General features: G+C 35.3%; 18 protein-coding genes. 3 read left to right on the top strand and 15 right to left on the bottom strand.

The window, feature by feature from the left end:
- The first annotated feature begins 14 nt into the window (after nucleotides 1–14).
- From IGL56_RS05555 to IGL56_RS05545, 3 genes are all read left to right on the top strand, one after another.
- A complete protein-coding gene (locus IGL56_RS05555; RefSeq protein ID WP_010776308.1) occupies nucleotides 15–2,354 on the top strand; it encodes an ATP-binding cassette domain-containing protein in 2,340 nt (779 codons plus the stop codon).
- Between the two features lie 118 nt (nucleotides 2,355–2,472).
- Complete coding sequence (gene camE / locus IGL56_RS05550) at nucleotides 2,473–2,973, top strand: plasmid sex pheromone cAM373 precursor (RefSeq protein WP_002355961.1); 501 nt, start codon at nucleotides 2,473–2,475, stop codon at nucleotides 2,971–2,973.
- Nucleotides 2,974–3,169: 196 nt separating this feature from the next.
- On the top strand, nucleotides 3,170–3,631 hold the full coding sequence (locus tag IGL56_RS05545; protein WP_429861285.1) for a phage tail protein: 462 nt from the start codon (nucleotides 3,170–3,172) through the stop codon (nucleotides 3,629–3,631).
- A 42-nt stretch (nucleotides 3,632–3,673) separates the two neighbouring features.
- Here the strand turns inward: IGL56_RS05545 and trxB are convergent, their stop codons facing one another.
- From trxB to IGL56_RS05470, 15 genes are all read right to left on the bottom strand, one after another.
- On the bottom strand, nucleotides 3,674–4,588 hold the full coding sequence (gene trxB, locus IGL56_RS05540) for a thioredoxin-disulfide reductase (RefSeq protein WP_002357780.1): 915 nt from the start codon (nucleotides 4,586–4,588) through the stop codon (nucleotides 3,674–3,676).
- A 157-nt stretch (nucleotides 4,589–4,745) separates the two neighbouring features.
- Nucleotides 4,746–5,246 carry a hypothetical protein gene (locus tag IGL56_RS05535; protein WP_002357781.1) on the bottom strand — a complete coding sequence of 167 codons (501 nt, stop codon included), beginning with the start codon at nucleotides 5,244–5,246 and terminating at the stop codon, nucleotides 4,746–4,748.
- Nucleotides 5,247–5,319: 73 nt separating this feature from the next.
- On the bottom strand, nucleotides 5,320–5,769 hold the full coding sequence (locus IGL56_RS05530; protein ID WP_002357782.1) for a DUF5085 family protein: 450 nt from the start codon (nucleotides 5,767–5,769) through the stop codon (nucleotides 5,320–5,322).
- 8 nt (nucleotides 5,770–5,777) lie between these two features.
- Nucleotides 5,778–6,224, bottom strand: a complete 447-nt coding sequence (locus IGL56_RS05525; protein ID WP_002357783.1) for a hypothetical protein — start codon at nucleotides 6,222–6,224, stop codon at nucleotides 5,778–5,780.
- A gap of 239 nt (nucleotides 6,225–6,463) precedes the next feature.
- A complete protein-coding gene (locus IGL56_RS05520; RefSeq protein WP_002357784.1) occupies nucleotides 6,464–7,180 on the bottom strand; it encodes a hypothetical protein in 717 nt (238 codons plus the stop codon).
- The gene (locus tag IGL56_RS05515) at nucleotides 7,168–7,866 is read right to left on the bottom strand and encodes a hypothetical protein (protein WP_002357785.1); all 699 of its coding nucleotides are present in this window, start codon (nucleotides 7,864–7,866) and stop codon (nucleotides 7,168–7,170) included. The genes IGL56_RS05520 and IGL56_RS05515 overlap by 13 nt, the downstream gene beginning before the upstream one ends.
- Nucleotides 7,867–7,891: 25 nt before the next feature.
- Complete coding sequence (locus IGL56_RS05510) at nucleotides 7,892–8,590, bottom strand: hypothetical protein (protein WP_002357786.1); 699 nt, start codon at nucleotides 8,588–8,590, stop codon at nucleotides 7,892–7,894.
- Nucleotides 8,587–10,128 carry a T7SS effector LXG polymorphic toxin gene (locus IGL56_RS05505; protein ID WP_002357787.1) on the bottom strand — a complete coding sequence of 514 codons (1,542 nt, stop codon included), beginning with the start codon at nucleotides 10,126–10,128 and terminating at the stop codon, nucleotides 8,587–8,589. The genes IGL56_RS05510 and IGL56_RS05505 overlap by 4 nt, the downstream gene beginning before the upstream one ends.
- Before the next feature lie 15 nt (nucleotides 10,129–10,143).
- On the bottom strand, nucleotides 10,144–10,788 hold the full coding sequence (locus IGL56_RS05500; RefSeq protein WP_002357788.1) for a DUF4176 domain-containing protein: 645 nt from the start codon (nucleotides 10,786–10,788) through the stop codon (nucleotides 10,144–10,146).
- Nucleotides 10,789–10,801: 13 nt separating this feature from the next.
- On the bottom strand, nucleotides 10,802–11,074 hold the full coding sequence (locus IGL56_RS05495; RefSeq protein ID WP_002385949.1) for a hypothetical protein: 273 nt from the start codon (nucleotides 11,072–11,074) through the stop codon (nucleotides 10,802–10,804).
- Nucleotides 11,075–11,093: 19 nt separating this feature from the next.
- Nucleotides 11,094–11,540, bottom strand: a complete 447-nt coding sequence (locus IGL56_RS05490) for a YwqH-like family protein (RefSeq protein WP_002357790.1) — start codon at nucleotides 11,538–11,540, stop codon at nucleotides 11,094–11,096.
- 12 nt (nucleotides 11,541–11,552) lie between these two features.
- Nucleotides 11,553–12,425, bottom strand: coding sequence for a DUF6232 family protein (locus IGL56_RS05485; protein WP_002385950.1), 873 nt, complete (start codon nucleotides 12,423–12,425; stop codon nucleotides 11,553–11,555).
- 14 nt (nucleotides 12,426–12,439) lie between these two features.
- Nucleotides 12,440–16,888 carry a type VII secretion protein EssC gene (gene essC, locus IGL56_RS05480; protein ID WP_250180628.1) on the bottom strand — a complete coding sequence of 1,483 codons (4,449 nt, stop codon included), beginning with the start codon at nucleotides 16,886–16,888 and terminating at the stop codon, nucleotides 12,440–12,442.
- Nucleotides 16,869–18,041, bottom strand: coding sequence for a type VII secretion protein EssB (gene essB, locus IGL56_RS05475; protein WP_002385952.1), 1,173 nt, complete (start codon nucleotides 18,039–18,041; stop codon nucleotides 16,869–16,871). The genes essC and essB overlap by 20 nt, the downstream gene beginning before the upstream one ends.
- The gene (locus tag IGL56_RS05470) at nucleotides 18,038–18,307 is read right to left on the bottom strand and encodes an EsaB/YukD family protein (protein WP_002357795.1); all 270 of its coding nucleotides are present in this window, start codon (nucleotides 18,305–18,307) and stop codon (nucleotides 18,038–18,040) included. Before IGL56_RS05470 ends, essB begins: the two co-directional genes overlap by 4 nt.
- Nucleotides 18,308–18,313 lie beyond the last annotated feature (6 nt).

The raw sequence follows: 18,313 nt of genomic DNA, 5'->3' as shown, positions 1-18,313 counted from the left end.
AGGATGCGAAAAATATGCTAGAACTCAAAGATATAAAAAAATATTATACTGTCGGCGGAACGACCACTAAAGCTTTAGATGGCGTCTCTGTCGCTTTTCGAAAACAAGAATTTGTAGCCATTCTGGGTCCCAGCGGCTCTGGTAAAACGACGATGTTGAATGTGATTGGCGGATTGGACAATTACGATTCTGGTGACTTAATCATTAACGGCAAATCAACAAAAAATTTTAAAGAAGCCGACTGGGATGCTTATCGGAATAACTCAATTGGTTTTATTTTTCAAAGTTACAACTTAATTAGTCATCAAGGGATTTTGGATAATGTCGAGCTTGGTATGACACTGAGTGGTATTTCAAAAGCAGAAAGACGCCAAAAAGCCGAAGATGCACTCATCCGTGTCGGTTTGAAGGACCATATCCATAAAAAACCTTCCCAATTATCTGGCGGTCAAATGCAACGGGTTGCCATTGCTCGCGCTTTAGCTAATGATCCCGATATTTTACTTTGTGATGAACCAACTGGTGCATTGGATTCAGAAACCAGCCTGCAAATTATGGCACTTATCCAAGAACTTTCGAAAGAAAAATTAGTCATTATGGTGACCCACAATCCTGAATTAGCTCATGAATACGCTGATCGAATTATTGAATTTTCAGATGGCCAAATTCGTCATGACTCGCGTCCTCATATTGAACATGAAAAAAAAGAACCTTTCGAATTGAAACGCACCAAAATGAAATTCACGACTGCGCTGCGTTTATCTTTTAATAATATCCGCACTAAAAAAGGGCGAACTTTTTTAACCGCCTTTGCTTCAAGTATCGGAATTATCAGTATTGCGATTGTCCTTTCTCTTTCAACAGGATTCCAGAAACAAATTGATAAAACTCAGTCGGAAACGTTAGCGCAATTTCCGATTACCATTTCTAAAATAGCGACCGATCAAGATCCAGAAAGTTTCAATAACCAGGACAAAAAAGGCACCTTCCCGAAAGAAAAAGAAGTGACTGCTAAAATTAGCGATGCGGACCGTGCGCAACACACGAATTTAATTGATCAAAAGTTTATTGACTATGTCAATCACATTGATCCTGAATTAAGTAATAATATCGGCTATACTCGTCTAGTCAATATGAACTTATTAAGAGAAATCAACGGGAAAGCACAAGCTGTCAAATTTTCAAACGATGCACCCGACGGCCAATCAAACGCGATGGCTTCTATGATGGCTGCCCAAACTGGTGTCGGCGTTTCTGCTTTTCCTAAACAACTAGAAAATGGAAAAAACAATTTCTTAAAAGACAATTACTCGTTGCTTGAAGGAAATTATCCAGAAAAAGAAACCGATGTCGTTTTAATCGTCGATAGTAACAATACCACCAATATTAATGCTTTAAAAAATCTTGGCTTTGACGTGAAAGATAATCAAAAGATTGCCTTTTCAGACATTGTTGGCACAAAAATGAAATTAGCCAATAATAATGCATTTTACACCAAATTACCGACAGGCAACTTCATTCCTAACCAAGATTTGCAAGCTGTTTACGATAACCCAGAAAATACTGAATTAACAATTTCAGGGATTTTGCGAATTAAAGATTCTTCAACAATGAATCTATTAGCACCTGGAATTGCTTATAGCGATGCACTTTCAACTAATATGATTGCCAAAAACAAAACCTCTGACATTGTTAAAGCGCAAGAAGCCAGCAACACTAACGTTATGACTAACGAAACATTAGATGCTTCCGCGAAAGAAAACCTGTTGTCTTATTTAGGAGCGAACGAAATCCCTTCAAGTATTATGATTTATCCAAACGATTTCAAATCAAAAGATAAAATTCTTGATTATTTAGATGCTTATAACAAAGGAAAAGATAAAAAAGACCAAATCATCTATTCTGATTTAGCTGGAACAATGACCCGCTTAACAGGTGGTTTAATGGATGCCATCACCTATGTGCTGATTGCATTTGCTGGGATTTCCCTTGTTACAAGTATGATTATGATTGGGATTATCACCTATACTTCTGTCATTGAGCGGACCAAAGAAATCGGTATCCTGAAAGCGTTAGGAGCTCGTAAAAAAGATATTACCCGGGTGTTCGATGCCGAAACTGCTATTTTAGGCGTTGCCTCTGGTATTCTTGGTGTTGTGATTGCCTTTCTCGCAACATTTCCGATCAATGCAGTGCTCTATAACCTGACTGATTTAGAAAATGTTGCCACCTTAAATCCAATTCACGGGATTATTTTGATTGTAATTAGCACAATCTTAACCATGATTGGTGGCCATATTCCTGCCCGAATGGCAGCGAAAAAAGATGCGGCAGTTGCTTTACGTGCAGAATAAATAACAAAAAATAATCCTTTAATTTCTCTTAAAGGATTATTTTTTGTTTGTAATTTTTATAAAACCACCGTATACTAAATGATTGTGAATGTTTAATAAAAAGAAACGAGGTAATTTCATGTTAAAAAAACCATTTTTACTATTTTTTTCACTTTTAGGAGCTATTTTTATTTTAGCTAGTTGTGGCATAGGAAAAGATGCTGTCACTGATACTAAGTACAAAGTTAGTTTGCAGCAAGCTGCTGAAATCTACGAAAAAGAAGCTGGCAACAGCAAACCATTAGTAAATGTCCAATTTGATACAGAACCAGCAAGTGACTACAGCTATATCTTTACCAACGAGACAGAAACACTTTACGTGAATCCTGAAACAGGAAAAGTCACCAAAAATACTGAAGCAAATCAACTTGGCGAAAACGAGACAGCCTTTTCAGCTGCTGAAGTCAAAGAATTAGGCGCTGTTAACGACGTTTTAGCCAAAGCAAAAAAAGAAGTTGGAGGACTTTCTCCACGTATTTTGACTTGGAAGTTAACCAAAAATAACAATAAACTTGTTTATACAGTAGATGTTAAAACAACTACGGCAGATGAAAAAGTTACCTTAGATGCCAATAAATAAGCACGAGCGTATAACTTATCACGAAATAACCAAATCTTAAAATACTCTTTGGGACAGAACCTACGCATTCGGAAACCTTAACATTTTCTGAAGCCGATCGTTCTGTCCCAATTTCATTCTTTTAAGTAATAATAATTGTTCGTTACCCCTGCTACCGTTATACTTAGTTTAAAAGAAAAGATGGGAGTATCAATTCATGGTTTATCCAGTTGATTTTAAAGAAGTAGCCACTATTGGTTTAGAAAGTTCACCAGTGGCACCTGCCCTTGCTGGACTAAGAGCGAATGAAGCTCGCTATTTTTGGAATAAATACAAACATCGCTTTACGACCGTCCCTGCCTCTGAAGCTCCAGAAACATTGGCCTGGATTGAAAAAATTTTATTAGAACGAGAATTACATTTCCCTTACAAGCCACTTGAAATTTCTTCTTTCACTTTAGACGGCATAAAAATGGCCTATGTATTTTATGAAAACGGCTTAGCAGTTAACGTGATGTACACATTAGCTGAGGAAGGCAAACGCGCCGTTGGGTTTAAACTTTCAGATGGTATGGCAATCCCTGCAGAATTTGAAGGAAAATTCAAATTTGCTCGTCAAAAATCAAAATTAGCTGGAACCATTCGCGGCTCTTATTTTGTCATTAAAGGAACCTATTAAAAAAATGCTTTTGCCCTTATTATTAAAGGCAAAAGCATTTTTTTATTTTAATTCTTCAATATAGTTAAATACTTGTTGTCCAGCAATACCGCCTTCACCGACCGCTGTCGTGATTTGACGCAATGTTTTTTCACGGACATCACCAATGGCATAAACACCAGGAATTTTTGTTCTCATTTCTTGGTCTGTTTCAATCCAACCAGCCTCATTCGTAATACCAGCTTTTTTAAATGGTTCTGTTAATGGATCTAGCCCCACGTAAATGAACACGCCGTTTGCTTCAATTTCAGAAACTTCATCTGTTTTGACATTCCGTGCTTTCACACCTGTCACAACCATTTCATTGCCAACAATTTCTTCGACAACTGTATCCCAAACAAAGGAAATCTTTTCATTTGCAAAGGCACGATCTTGAATGATTTTTTGCGCACGCAATTCATCACGACGGTGAACAATCACTACTTCAGAAGCAAATTGTGTTAAATAGATTGCTTCTTCAACTGCAGAATCGCCGCCACCAACAACTACTAAGCGTTTATTTTTAAAGAAGGCACCGTCACAAACAGCACAATAAGAAACACCACGGCCAGCAAATTCTTCTTCGCCTTTTACACCCAATTTTCGGTGTTCACAGCCTGTTGCAATAATTACCGCTTTAGCTTCATAAGATTTGTCATCACAAATCACTTCTTTATAGGATCCGTGGTCTTCGATGCCCATCACAATGCCATACGCATTTTCCGTACCAAATTTTTCTACATTTTCATACATTTTATAGGCCAATTCTGGACCCATAATAGAATCAAAGCCTGGGTAATTCTCTACCTCAGCAGTGTTGTTCATTTGCCCACCAGGCGCACCGCGTTCAATCATCAATACAGAAAGATTGGACCGTGATGCATAAAGTGCTGCCGTCATCCCAGCAGGACCGGCACCAATGATAATTACATCATACATTTTATTTCCCCCAAAATTTTAAGTAAGTTTACTTTACTCCTTAAACAATTTCTTGTCTACTTTTCTGCCCTTTTTTGACATTCGGAGTAGGTGTGTCTATTACGTAAGTTATTGTACCACGGTTTTGTGTTTTCTAGGAGGGGGAATGAAGATTAATTTAGCTATTGTATTTAAACCAGAATTCTTCAATTTTTTCTTTGAATGCTATCGTTGGATAATTCCCTCTTAAATCAAAAGTGTGTCTATCATCATCACTAAATTTTATTTGATAATTATAAATAACTTCACTTTCCATTTGTCTGAAAAGTCCTACATCAATGACCTCCGACCAACTACGCACTATTAGAAATCCCTTTTCATGATATGACAAACCATGACTGTCCATTCTATATAAAATGCCACCATATTTTCTGATATACTTAGTCTCATTAATCCCGGTTTCGATTATCAAAAAAGCAAACATACATATTAATTTAAGTAAGGATAAAGCACTGATTAGTATAGCCACTACTGTTAAAAAAACAAAAAAAATTATATTACTTGTCACTGGATTTTTATAGAGTGAAAAGTAAAACCATACCAAGCAAATAAGTGTGACAAAAATAACACCTAGTCCTATACCAATTTTTTTGTACCCATCTGCCTTAGTCAGTCTCACTTCAAATATCTCTTCCTCATTTATAAACTTTTATCTTCTCTTTCCTTACGAGAAAACTCTAATCAGTTCAAAACTATTTAATACCAATCATCAAATCAGTGTATACCTTATTATCTATTACTTGCGGACAATAGAAAATTGGTGAAACAATTGTCAAATCTTCCTGAACAACTATAGTGATTAACTCTTCTAATGCTTTAGAGAATTCAGATAACTTATCGCCTTTTGCTCTAGTTGCTAACATATTGTTCACCTGAAAATAAGATTGGAAACGATATTCTGCTGGAAGATTCTCTTGGCATTCTTCATTGACAGGTAAAAAAACTTGAATCAGCAATTCTTCTTCACGAATGTCAGAATTCATTGAATAGAAAAAGCTGTCTGATAAAGAATAATCTGCTTCAAAAATTGTTTCCAAAGCATCTTCTAAACAACGACCCATCTCCTCTGAAGTCGTTACATAATAACGACTGATGACATTTTGATAATGTAATGATTGTTTATAGCCAATTGTTTTTCTCATTTTTTCACCTACTCTTTTGTTGGGATTAAAACATCTACCCAATATTCATCATAAACTAAGGTCATTACCAACAATAATTTATCATCAAATTCAATCTTTTGTTCCAGCAAGTAATCCGTCATTTCCTCAATATTAGCGCCAAGTTCATCATCAAAAGGAATTCTTTTACGAACTAGATGATCATAATGAATATTTTCTACAGTAAAAATCTCGCCACTTTCAACTGGCTCATTCACAGGAATATAAAATTTATACGTTTGTTCTTCTTCACTTAATTCAGTTGGTTTTAGTTCAATCATTGTTGGTCCATTTTTATAAAAACCTTCTTCATAAGTTAATTCTTCTGATTGTAAAATTAAATCCACTAATTGATCTGTTGTTGCTCGTTTTTCAATATACACTAAATTGTTCATTTCCAATGAAACTTTTTCAATCATCTTTTTCCCTCTTTTCATTAAATTAATTTCCTAAAATCGATCTATTTTTAAATTTTTCAATACCTACCAATTCCTTTGATTGAATCTTTGAAGGCTGGTTTTAAGCCTCCTTGCGTGCTTGGAGTCAAGTAAAGTCTTTACCTTTTCTCATAACGTTATCAATGCCAGTTAATTTATCTCATTTATTCAACCATTTCCCGGCTTTTTTGATCACTAAAGTACCGTCTGACATTCGTTTAATCATGGAAGAAGTATAGCTATTTTTTGGTTCTCTTGTTCTTTATCATTTCAATGGAATTTCCATATATAGAGGCATTTTCATTCTTTGGTTCTTTTTTCCAGTATCTAAGAACTCTTGGAAAGTGAAAGGTCGCAAGTATTTGTAGCGTTGCAATTAGAAACACCATGCCAGTATATGCATAAGTAAAATTATTAATCACTTTACTCACAAAGAAAAATATAATCCCTGCTATTGATAGGCTATTAATAAAGTAGTTTGCATATTTATCTCGTATTTTAAAATGTGAAGTTTTCACTGATTTCCATACTAAGACTGTATTTATAAGAACGCCAATAATCCATAGTAAGTTACTTCCAACCATCCCTAATTTTAAATCAGAAACTGGATTATCTGTCATTGATGCACCTATTGCCATAATTATATAGAACATTAAGATACAAGTAATATACGGAATTATAATTACAAATTTTTGTAGTTTCTCCTTTCTAAACAAAACCAAACCTACAAGATTGGCACATATAGTTCCATATGATAAATATATGAGTTTATCATTCAAGCTAGTATTTAGCGTTTCTTTCATATCAAGTGAAATAGAGAAAAGAAATAAAATTCCTAATATAAAGACAAATGCACCTATAATGCTAAGGAAGGACTTACTGGTAAAGGATTTTCTTGATACCTTTTTGTAAGTACTCGGGATAAAATTTTTCAACATTTCTTTTATTTGAACCATGCAGATACTCCTTTTACCATTGAATTAATAGCTTTCTTAGCCATATTTGTAGCACCTGTTCTTTTATTTATCTCTTCTAATCCAGCAGAAATAGCAATTCCACCTAGAACTACAGCCCATACTGGGCCACCTGCCACCGCAATTGCACTTCCTACTGTTCCAATAACCGCTGTTGTCACCGCCACTTTCCCGACATCCACCAATGCACCGCCAACTTTACTTGCGGTAATTTCATGCCCTTTCAATCCGTCTTTTCTGGCTTGTTTTTCACTCTTGCTTATTCCTTGAACGACATCTACAGCTCCTAAAGCTATGTTCAACCCTGGCACAATTTTTCCTGCACCTTTTGCATTGACTAATGCTTTAGCATCTTTCACAATACCATTAATCCCAAAACTTACGCTTTTTTTCAACGCACCACCAGCACTCTTTAAAGTTCCTTTGCCAATTCCTTTAACTGATTCTTTGAATGCTTGTTTTGATCCTTTTAATACAACATTTTTATCCACTAACTTCAATTTATCCAGTAATGAATCACCTAAATCAGTAAATTGTTTTAAGCCTCCTGAGGTGCTTAGTCGTGTAAAGTCTTTGCCTTTTCTCATATAGTTATCAATTCCGGTTAGTTTATCAAACTTACTCAACCATTTCCCGGCTTTTTTGATGACTAAAGTGCCGTCTGACATTCGTTTAATTCTGGAAGAAATATAGTTATTTTTTGGTTCTCTTGTTCTTCATCATTTCAATGGAATTCCCATATACAGATACATTGCTATCAATATCTGATTGTCTTTTCCAATAGTGTAATACTCTAGGATAATGAAATGTTGCTAAAATAAGTAAACCCGCTATTATTGCTGTAGCTCCAAAAACTCCAAATGATATATTGTCTTTAGCTTCTGATAAAACGATTAAACCAATTCCAAGCAAACTCACTCCGTTCATAATGAACATAGCAACCATATCTCGTAAATTCAAATTATTAATTTTTAACGAAATGAAAACAATCAGCATATATACAAACTCTAAAAAAATAAGCAGAATAAACAATAAACTAATACTTTCAATAAATACTTTTACAGGATTTTCTGCTAAGAAGCTAAAAAATGCTATAGCAAAAAAAGTAAACAATATTGATGAAAAATACATAATTAACGCTAAATATTTTTGTATGTTTTTCTTATCAAATAGTAGATAAACGATTAATGAAAGTACAAATAAGATAACAGCTCCAATAGACTGTATGCTTAAAAAATTTTGATGTGTTTCTTTCTTTTTATCAAATATTTGTATAACTATCAAACTAATAAGCAACAGTAAATAAGCGCTCAACACTTTCTTAGCCGATTGTTTTGTAAAAGGCTTCTTGTTATAGTTTTTATATTTCGTAGGTACATAATTTTTTATCATGAAAACCATCCTCGCGCACTTTTTATTAGAGAGTTGACACCTTTTTTCATTTCCGAAGTAACTCCTAGTTTCTTATCAATTGTATTTGCTGTCCAACCTGCTATTATTCCCACACCAACAACTGCTCCTATTGATGCAGTGGCTGGTAAAAGTGCGGTTGCCGCTCCTATCATCGCCGTTGTCACCGCCACTTTCCCGACATCCACCAATGCTCCGCCAACTTTACTTGCGGTAATTTCTTGCCCTTTCAATCCGTCTTTTCTGGCTTGTTTCTCACTCTTACTGATTCCTTGCACAACCTCCACAGCACCTGCCGCTATGTTTAATCCGGGAATAATTTTTCCTGCACCTTTTGCATTAATTAATGCTTTGGCATCTTTCACAACACCGTTAACGCCAAAAGATAATCCTTTCTTTAACGATTTCCCCATTGATTTTAGAGTTCCCTTTGCGACCCCTTTAATACTTGCTTTACTAAAAGCTTCACCAGATTCTCTTAGAATAGACTTCTTATCTACTAAATCTAATTTGCCTAATAATTTATCTCCTAGTTTAGTAAATTCCTTTGCGGTCCCCGATGCAGTGATACTTAATGACCGATGACCTTTTGGCACATAATCATCAATATCTGCTAATTGATCTAATTTTTTTAGCCAGCCTTTTGCTCGTCTCATTACCAATTTTCCATTTGGCAGACGTTTGATACGACTAGAAATGTATAATTTTTTCATATGGTTTATATATTTTTTTCCTGAAACAACGCCTTTTGCTATCGCATGATTAATTAATTTATCTAGTTCGTCTAACTTTTCTTCTGTTAAATTACCATCCATAGCCATTAAAATTGGATGGTCTTTTTCAAAAGCAAGTCTATCTTTTTCTTCTTCCTGGACTTTTTTATGCGCTTCTTTTATTTCATTTTTAAATGTTTTATCCGTAAATATTTCCAATGATTTGGGATTGCTATAGCTTAATCCTCCGACGTTCGTGATTTGGCTGGATTGTTGGGCTAGTTTGTCTTTGACAGCACTGCCTGCTTTGCGTCCGTTAAAAGTGTCCATGCCTTTCAGCGTTTCCGTCAAGACTTTCTTAGCCTCTTCCATTTTTTTATTAAATTGATTGGATGGTGCGGAAATAGGGACGATATGTGCCACAGAACTGTAAATGTTGCTAATTTTCTTATCTAATTTCGCAAAATTTGATAACGGCGTTGAAAATTTTCCTTTCGCTTCGTTTAAGACATCTGTATCGATGATGGCTGAGTCACTATTTTCCTTCACACTAGCTTTAAAATCACTAATTGTTTTTTCCATTTCTTGTGCTATTGTATGTAAAAGATCATAATAATTGGTTAGCATCGGTAGTTGGTAATTACCAATTTCACCATTAATAGCTGTTTTGACTTTTCCAGATAAAGCATCGCTTCCTTGGACTGTTTTCCAATCGCTTTTGGCACGATTGATTTCTGCTTGTAGTTTATTTCTGGAAGAAGTAATTTTGTTTTTAGCTTCCATCACTTCACGCATATTAATTTTCATTTGCCCACCTCCTCATTAGACATACGTACACGAATATTTTTCATCTTGCGCCAATTGTTTTCTCAAAACTTCAAAAGTAAACTTTTCCTCGTACGCATTAGTAGGCCCTTCTGAAATAACTCGTTTTACCATGACCGAGTTAAAATAAATTGGCTCCACCTCTGCTTGTAATCCAAATGGCCATAAAGTTCCTACGTAATCAATCATCATTTGCGTTTCTGGAATGGTTAATTTTCTCCCTTGAACAGAAACAAATAAACCTAATTCATCTGTAGTAAAAAGCGCTTTAACATCTTCGGTTAATAATTCTTCATCTAATTCGACAATGGTTCCAATTGGATAGATTTCTGTAAAAATTGTATCAACGAAACCCATAAATCGTTTAAATTGTGGCACGGTCAATACAACTTGTTTTTTTAACCAAGCAAAAGTGACTCTTTCCTTTTCGTAATCAAAACTAATATGAATAATCGCGCCAATTCTTGGTTTATGTTCATAACTTGTGGTTTGATTGAGGAAACTTTGATAAATATTTTGAGCTAATTGGGGTTGACCGCCCAAAATTAAACCGAGTTCGTTTATGGTGTCCTTTGTTATTTCTCCAGTCAGGTTACTACTTTCTATAGTAGCCACCCACAACTCCTTTTGTTGTTGATTCATTTTTCTTCACTCCTTATTGACTAATTTTCATAGTAGCAGCTCCCGCTTTATCATCATTGGCTTTATTTTTTCCGGCAGCAATCATTTTATTGGTGCTTCCTTTTGCAAATTCTTTGTAACTTTCTAGAGAAGAATTGATTTGCTCTATCATTGTTTTGAATTCTGTAAAAGGTCGAGCATTTGTTTGAGAAAAAGATACAGTTTTCATTTTGCCAATTCCTGAAATTGTGCTGTTTGCTTTATTGACAGATTGCGTCCATTCCGATAAATTTACACCGCTTTTCATTATTTTTTTCACTCCTTTATTAAGAATCCAAACTCATTGCTATTGATAATAGTGCCGAAATTTGTGAATTTAATGAACTGATTGTCATGGCTTCACGTTGCGCTTCTTCTTGTAAGTTAGATAATTTCCGTTGAAACGTTTGTAAATTTTCTTGATTTTTTGTGGCATATTTTGATAAATCACTATCTACTTTTCTAACTTTTTCATTATACTTATTCCGTCGTGTGCCTTTAAAATTACTTCCAGAAATACTCTTTAACTGACTAGAAACGGTTGATTTCAATTGATGAATACTAAGAATCTCTCGACTTAATTCACGAATTGCTTTTTCTAATTCTCGAATTTTCTGATCAATTTGATTTTTGTTGGCTTGTGCCATGTTGACCTGACTACTTAAATGACTGGCTTCAGCACGCTTTCCGGCTGCCAGTGCTCTTTTTTGCGCTTTTATTGCTTCATCACTCATGAGGTTCCTCCTTTACCGAATCCCTAAAATCGTTGAAATCACTTGAGCCAATACACCACTAGCGGTATTTAAAAATAGATTAGACGTAAAAATTTTCCGATTCATTTTAATGATTGTCTCAAATTGTTTTGCGTCTTTTTTTTCAACAGCTTTTAGCGCTTGCCTGTTGACTTGTTTTGTTTCGTCTTCATTTTTCAATGAAGTGATTACTGCTTTAAAATTAGCTTCAAGTACCGGCCAATCATAAACAGGTTGTTCATTTTTTTGATGATTCTGGTTGCCAAATGTCGAATGATGAATAGTACTATCTGTGATATCCCCAACAGTAGTTGACGAATGTTCTTCATGATTATTCGAATGCATTGTATTGCCTTGTTGAATCCCTGTGTTTAGGTTGGCCTGGTTGCCATGAATCACATGGTGATTTCCTTGAATAATTTTTTGTTCCGCAATATTGATTTCTGAATACATATTTTTGTGATTGAATGCTGCTTCAACTGCATTACGGACTTTGTTTAAAAATTCAGCATCTTGAAAATAAAGGGAGTAATTATCTCCAGAATTTAGTTGAAAGATTAAATATTCTTTATTACTTTGATGTCTTTGATAAACCATATAGATATACAATCCTGTCAATCCCATAATAATTAAACTAATCCAACGTAATCCTTCAAACCGAATAGTTCCAAAAGCTAAAACAAAAATGCTTATCGCCATCACAGGAATTCTCATCCGCTTAGTTCCAGCATATATTCTGGAAATGTTACTTAATTGTAAAGTTAAATGATCAAATCTTAAAATGTTATCTTTGATAATAAAATGATTTGTTTCAATTTCTTCTTCGCTCTTTTTCATATCAATTAATTTTGAGAATTCATTATTCATAATTCCACTCCTTTTTATTCACTTACTAACTTCACCCGCATTGCTGTTCGACCTTCAAAGAAATGAGATTCATCCAATTCCACGGCAGATTCATTATAATCACTTTTCGTTTTAACAAAGCTTTGGTCTGCGAGTCTGGTACCAACCATACCCGCTGGGATATTAGCACGTAATAATTTATCGGCATCATTAAAACTGTTTTCCAATAATTTTTGATTGGTTTGGAAAATAAAATACATCGCGACTTGGCTACCTTTTTTCAGTAGGATATTTAGGTTTTCAGCACTAATAAAGGATTTTTCAACAAATTGTTGTGCTTCGGGAATATAAATCAACATCGGTTCATACTCACTAATCATTTGTCGTTGTTCAATTTCCTGTAATAATTCATTGACAAAGCTTCCATATTCAGTTCCTGCAATCACCGTATCAAAGCTATCTGCATAACCGCCAAAACGGTCACTATGGTTAAAGATAATCCGTTCGGCACGCCCTCTAAAATGCTTCATGTCTTCGATAATCACTTTTTCAACAGATTCATTTTGTTGTGGTGTATCATCCCCAATCACAAAATAACCGTGTTCCGTTGGTTTGAAGCCCACTATGTTAGTCGTTTCTTTATCAAAGGCAATAGGAAACTCCATATTTTCCAGCATTTGTTGAGCGTGTGGATGATTGTATAGATTCGCCATAGCGATTGTTTTCGGTAACATTGGGATTGGTAGCGGTCGTTCACCGCCCCATTTTTGGCTCATCTTTTCAATTTCTTGTTCTAAACGGTTTAAACGAGCGATATCATTTTCCCCTTCTGTTGGTAGATAGATTTGAATTTCTTGCGGCTGTTCCAATTTCACTTGTGCACGTCCCATAATTTCTTGTGGAATCAAAGCTTCTCGTCCAACAACATCACGAATCGCATCTTCTTCTACTAAATACAAACCGATATGTGTTGGGATATTACTTGTCATACTCATTTTAAAGCTATTTGTTCTTAAGACCGTAATAATGGTATACAAGCCAACACTTGCTCCTTCTCGTAGCAATTGATTTAAAACAGATTCAATTGGATCTTCTAATGGGCTTTCTTTGACTGCATCAAACCCATCTACAATCGTAACAATCACTGGTAATTTCTGTCCTGATTTTTCTTCGTATTGATTTAAACTAACAACACCGTATTCAGTAAAGGCCTCTTTACGCTCTTGAATTTCTTTACGAATTCGTTTTAAGAATTTAACTAATTTTTCCTCTTCTTCCAAACGGACTAAATCAGCAACGTGTGGTAATTTTTTCAATGGTAACAACCCATTTGTACCAAAATCAAACAAATTAAATTGAACTTGTTCTGGTGTATTTTTACGAGCAAAGTTCATTACTAGGGTTTGCAAAGCTGTTGATTTACCGAACCCCGGTGAACCATATAAGGCAGTATGATTTAATTCGTGCAAATCGAAATTGAAATTGACTTGTTCTTGTTTTGCTGGAATATCCATAAAACCAAAAGGAACAGAAAGTTCTCGTTGTTCTTGCCATTGCGTTTTAAAAAGTGGTGAAACAATTTCTGTTGCTAATGGAGGTAACCAAGGTTTCTCTGGTAAAGTTGCTTGACTTTCTTCCACATGCTTGGCAATTTCTTCAACAATTGCGTCTAATTGTGTTAACTCTTCCTCCGTTTTAATAGAAACCTCTTCTTCTTCGGAAAGGTCGGCAGTTAATAATTCGTATTGTCCTAATTGATTAATTGACCAAATCCTTTCATCCACTTTTTCTTCCTTGGTAGCGAATGGATCATAGTTAGCACCACTCCAAGCAGATTGGAATAATTCGTAAATTTCATTATTCCCTACTTGCAAATAAGCACGACCCGGTTGAGTAATACTAGCAGCATCTGGGGTTTTAATAATCTCATTGGAATCATTGGCGTCAGCAACTTTTAATGCCAGCTTAAACCGTGAGTTTGACCAGATTTGGTCATCCACTACGCCGCTTGGTTTTTGTGTCGCTAAAATTAAATGTACACCTAACGAACGACCAATCCGTGCAGTAGAGACAAGTTCTGCCATAAAATCTGGTTCATTGGCTTTTAATTCAGCAAATTCATCACTGATTAAAAATAAATGGGGTAAGGGCTCACTTGGATAGTTTTTCTTTTCTTCTGGGTCAGTAATTTCTTTTCCTTGTTTATATAATTTCGTATAACCATTGATGTGGTTAACCCCGTATTCTCCAAATTTTCGTTGTCGTTTTTGTAATTCTGCACGAATACTTTGTAATGCTCTAGCTGAACTAGCTCCATCTAAGTTAGTGATCGAACCCAACAAATGAGGTAATTTTGCAAATAAGTTAGCCATTCCGCCTCCTTTAAAATCAATAGGTAAAAAACCTACATCTTCTGGAGCAAAATTAACAGCTAATGACAACATATAACTTTGAACTATTTCAGACTTACCAGAGCCAGTCGTTCCTGCGACAAGTCCATGCGGTCCATGGGCACGTTCATGTAAGTTCAAGTAAACAATGTCATCTTTGCCACGAACGCCAAGAGGAACTGCTAAAGACTTAGAAGTATCGGCTTTTTGCCAACGGTCTGTTACATTTAAATCCTTTATTTCCTTTACATCATATAATTCTAAAAAGTCAATTGCTTCAGGAATAGCATTCTTCTCCACTTCCACATGCTGCAAATTCGCCAAGCGCTGAATCGCATAAGCAAGCGGATAAGCAGTCGGTAAATGATTAGGAACGAAGTTTTGGTTCACATATTTATTATTTTGATTAATTAAAGTCGCCGCTTCACTACTTTGATACTCAATCAGTGTAGTTGTCGTTTCTGGTAACATATTTAAAGCATCTTTTCCCCAAATAACTGTCACACCATATTGACTCATATCTTCAGCTAAAAATTCATTTAAGCCATGCCCTGACAACCAGCTTTCTTCTAAAATCGACAGAATGTACTGTGGTTGAAAGTGAACTTTTTCATTGCCGGCTTCGCGCACTTGTTGACGACGTTTCGTAATCATTTGATAGAAAGAATTTAAAACCATATCCCTTGTTTGAGGATCATGAACAATCCCACGCAAATTCAGACTGCGGATTTTGACGTGTGGCAACCAACGCCAAGAATGCCAATCTTTCTGATAATCTTCCTCTGGTACTAAAGTAACAAACTCTACGTCACGATAGGAATGTAAAACAGACACTTGAAATAACAACGTTTGAATGGCTGTCCTTAAAACAGCAGGTGTTCCCGCCAATCCTAAGGTTTGTCCCATTAGTGGTACAACAATCGGCGCCTTTTCTAATTGTTTATATGGCCATACTAATTGTTCTTCAGCTTCTTGACTTAGTGAATCATCTTCCGTTGACTGATAATTTGTCGTAAAACTTGAAGAAATTTCACCAACCCCTAAGCGAACTGTCAAAAAATCTTCATTAGTCATCATGCGTTCATATATCCGCGCATGATACTCTTTTGTCATTAAGGCTAATTCGTTCATGGCAGGATTCATATATTCCAGGGCCTCTTTTTGTTCTTGTTGCAGTATACTTAAACGAGCTTTCTCTTGTATTAAATATTGTTCGTAGCTATTTGTCCGTTCGATATTCTTTTGCTTTGTTTCTTTTTTATTGGTGAAATAACTAGAGACTGAAAAACCAGCCGTCAATAAACTCGCTCCGCCCATACTAAGCATCATAATTGGATTTCCCCCACTTAAAAAGCTTGTTGCGCCACTCAAAACGACCATTCCTAAAGGTGGGACAATCGTCCGTAACAGTTCATTTTTCCCTTCTGTTTGCTTGGCTTTTGGGGCAGCAATTTCTATTTGTTTTTTTGGCTCCTTCAAGTGAATCCGTGGACTTCGTCGAAATGACGGGAAATCGACAGGATATTCTGGAATAACCTCCTCTTCTACAATTTGCCAAGGATTCAGGGAATATGTAGCTCCTAGACTTGTTAACTTTAATTGTTTTTCCCGAACTTCAATGATTAAGCCATTGACAACTAATTGATCACCGACTGCAAAAGCATAGCTTCCTTTTTCAACTAAATAATGATTGTAGTAAATCGTATCTTCTCCGGGATAAATCGTTGCTGTATATTCCCCAGTTTCTGGTGTTAGTGTAATATTGATGATGGCATCTGTTTCTAATGAAATCGCAGCATTTTTGGCAGAGGCAATTAAAAAATCTTTCTGTGGTTTATTGGTGGTGACAGTAATCAATTCTTCGTGGGGAAAAACAGAAAAATTTTCAGCAGAATCAAAGGTTTCACCATTACAGAATAATTCTTCATTTTCGTAAAAAAATAATTGTTGATTGATTGAAACACTTGGGTTTTTAGCCGTAATTTGACGGTGAAGAAGTTGGGGACCAAAATAAAAAATGTCAAAATAAATCATGCTAGATGTATGAATTTGATCATTCACAGAGACCAATTTTTTACTGATTTTCGTTGTCATCCGTTTTTCCTCCCAAGATTTTCATGTATTTATCAATTGCTTCTTCATATTTTGTTAACAATGCTTGTTTTTTCTCGCCGTTCATTTTGTTATTGGCTTTGGTTGCATCATATAATTTTGTATAGGCATGTAATATATATTGGTTATCGCCTAAATTTTGGGCAATATCTAATGATTTTTCAAAGTCTCCTTTGCCAATATAAATCCAATAAAGTAAGGTATTTTCACTAGATTTTTGAGATAAATTATTTAAAATTGCTGTTTTTTGTTCATTTGATAAATTATCTAGTTGGACAGAACTAACAGCAGCAACATACTTAGCTCCTATCGGCAATTCTTCTGGTGTATCTTCTTTTAATGTTTTCGTAACACTTGCATAGTCATTAGAAATATACTGCGCTTCTGCCAAACTCACTCGCTCTTGGGCTGGTAATTTTTTTAAGACATAAATCCCTGTTGTAGTTGCAAAAAGTAGCGTTAAAGCCAATAACACTAAGCTGGCCCATTTAAAGGTTAAATAACTTTTTTTACTCACTAATTTGGTTTCTGCTTCGCGCTTGGCTTTTTGACGAATGATTTGTTCACCAATGATTTGCTCAATTTCATTGATTGTTTTCGCCTCTTGTAATTGTTTAGATAGCGTATCTTTCAGGGTGCCATTCCCTTGAATCAATTGTTCATACTCATACTTTGGATGTAAGATTGCTAAAATCAGCGCTCGATATTGTTTAAAAAATTCTCTTTCATCTGCTGAATAAGGCACAATGACCTGCATAAAACCACGATGAGCAATTAATAATTCTTCTCCCAAGATATAGATGTTTTCTGGATGAATAAAGGGTTGGACCGGCGTACCTAAGAAATCAACCAAATAATGAACTCTTTGCGCTAACAATAATCGCTCATATTGATCCATTTTTTTTATCGCTTGTAAAATGGATTGCATATATTGATCCTTATGGTATTGAATCACTAACGCTTCTTCCGTTGCTTGTATTATTTTTCCCGATAAAAATCCACGACTTGATTTTAAAAATTGTTGAAACTGTTCTAGTCTTTCTAACTGATATTGATTTGCTTGTAATGTCACTTGAACATATTCTTTTGTTGCTTCTAACGTGATTGTCTCTGAAATATCCTTTAACTCGCTCATCCATGTGTCTCCTTTACAATTTCTTTTACTACTAGTTGGTCGCCATTCCCTAATGGATAATCTGCAATTAATTGATTGTCAGCTAAATGAATTGGTTTATTCAAAACAACCAATTCAAATGATGCTGGCAAACGGTTTGGCAACATCTCAAACGATTCGAGTAACAATTCTTTTAAACGTGCAACTGATACCTGATTAGGGATTTGCAAATCAATAATTTGATTCGACACATGTAAGCCGATACCAATCGATGTTCTTTTGTTCATGTTTCT

Origin of the sequence: Enterococcus sp. DIV1316a, assembly GCF_050536915.1 — a bacterium.
Taxonomy (GTDB): domain Bacteria; phylum Bacillota; class Bacilli; order Lactobacillales; family Enterococcaceae; genus Enterococcus; species Enterococcus faecalis.
Note: the sequence above shows the minus strand (reverse complement) of the source record. Positions and strands in the feature narration are given on the sequence as shown.

Excerpts from the sequence above, each read along its gene's own strand:
- IGL56_RS05555 (WP_010776308.1), top strand. The coding sequence starts at position 15 with ATGCTAGAACTCAAAGATATAAAAAAATATTATACTGTCGGCGGAACG.
- camE (WP_002355961.1), top strand. The coding sequence starts at position 2,473 with ATGTTAAAAAAACCATTTTTACTATTTTTTTCACTTTTAGGAGCTATT.
- IGL56_RS05545 (WP_429861285.1), top strand. The coding sequence starts at position 3,170 with ATGGTTTATCCAGTTGATTTTAAAGAAGTAGCCACTATTGGTTTAGAA.
- trxB (WP_002357780.1), bottom strand. The coding sequence starts at position 4,588 with ATGTATGATGTAATTATCATTGGTGCCGGTCCTGCTGGGATGACGGCA.
- IGL56_RS05530 (WP_002357782.1), bottom strand. The coding sequence starts at position 5,769 with ATGAGAAAAACAATTGGCTATAAACAATCATTACATTATCAAAATGTC.
- IGL56_RS05525 (WP_002357783.1), bottom strand. The coding sequence starts at position 6,224 with ATGAAAAGAGGGAAAAAGATGATTGAAAAAGTTTCATTGGAAATGAAC.
- IGL56_RS05520 (WP_002357784.1), bottom strand. The coding sequence starts at position 7,180 with ATGGTTCAAATAAAAGAAATGTTGAAAAATTTTATCCCGAGTACTTAC.
- IGL56_RS05515 (WP_002357785.1), bottom strand. The coding sequence starts at position 7,866 with ATGTCAGACGGCACTTTAGTCATCAAAAAAGCCGGGAAATGGTTGAGT.
- IGL56_RS05510 (WP_002357786.1), bottom strand. The coding sequence starts at position 8,590 with ATGATAAAAAATTATGTACCTACGAAATATAAAAACTATAACAAGAAG.
- IGL56_RS05505 (WP_002357787.1), bottom strand. The coding sequence starts at position 10,128 with ATGAAAATTAATATGCGTGAAGTGATGGAAGCTAAAAACAAAATTACT.
- IGL56_RS05500 (WP_002357788.1), bottom strand. The coding sequence starts at position 10,788 with ATGAATCAACAACAAAAGGAGTTGTGGGTGGCTACTATAGAAAGTAGT.
- IGL56_RS05495 (WP_002385949.1), bottom strand. The coding sequence starts at position 11,074 with ATGAAAAGCGGTGTAAATTTATCGGAATGGACGCAATCTGTCAATAAA.
- IGL56_RS05490 (WP_002357790.1), bottom strand. The coding sequence starts at position 11,540 with ATGAGTGATGAAGCAATAAAAGCGCAAAAAAGAGCACTGGCAGCCGGA.
- IGL56_RS05485 (WP_002385950.1), bottom strand. The coding sequence starts at position 12,425 with ATGAATAATGAATTCTCAAAATTAATTGATATGAAAAAGAGCGAAGAA.
- essC (WP_250180628.1), bottom strand. The coding sequence starts at position 16,888 with ATGACAACGAAAATCAGTAAAAAATTGGTCTCTGTGAATGATCAAATT.
- essB (WP_002385952.1), bottom strand. The coding sequence starts at position 18,041 with ATGAGCGAGTTAAAGGATATTTCAGAGACAATCACGTTAGAAGCAACA.
- IGL56_RS05470 (WP_002357795.1), bottom strand. The coding sequence starts at position 18,307 with ATGAACAAAAGAACATCGATTGGTATCGGCTTACATGTGTCGAATCAA.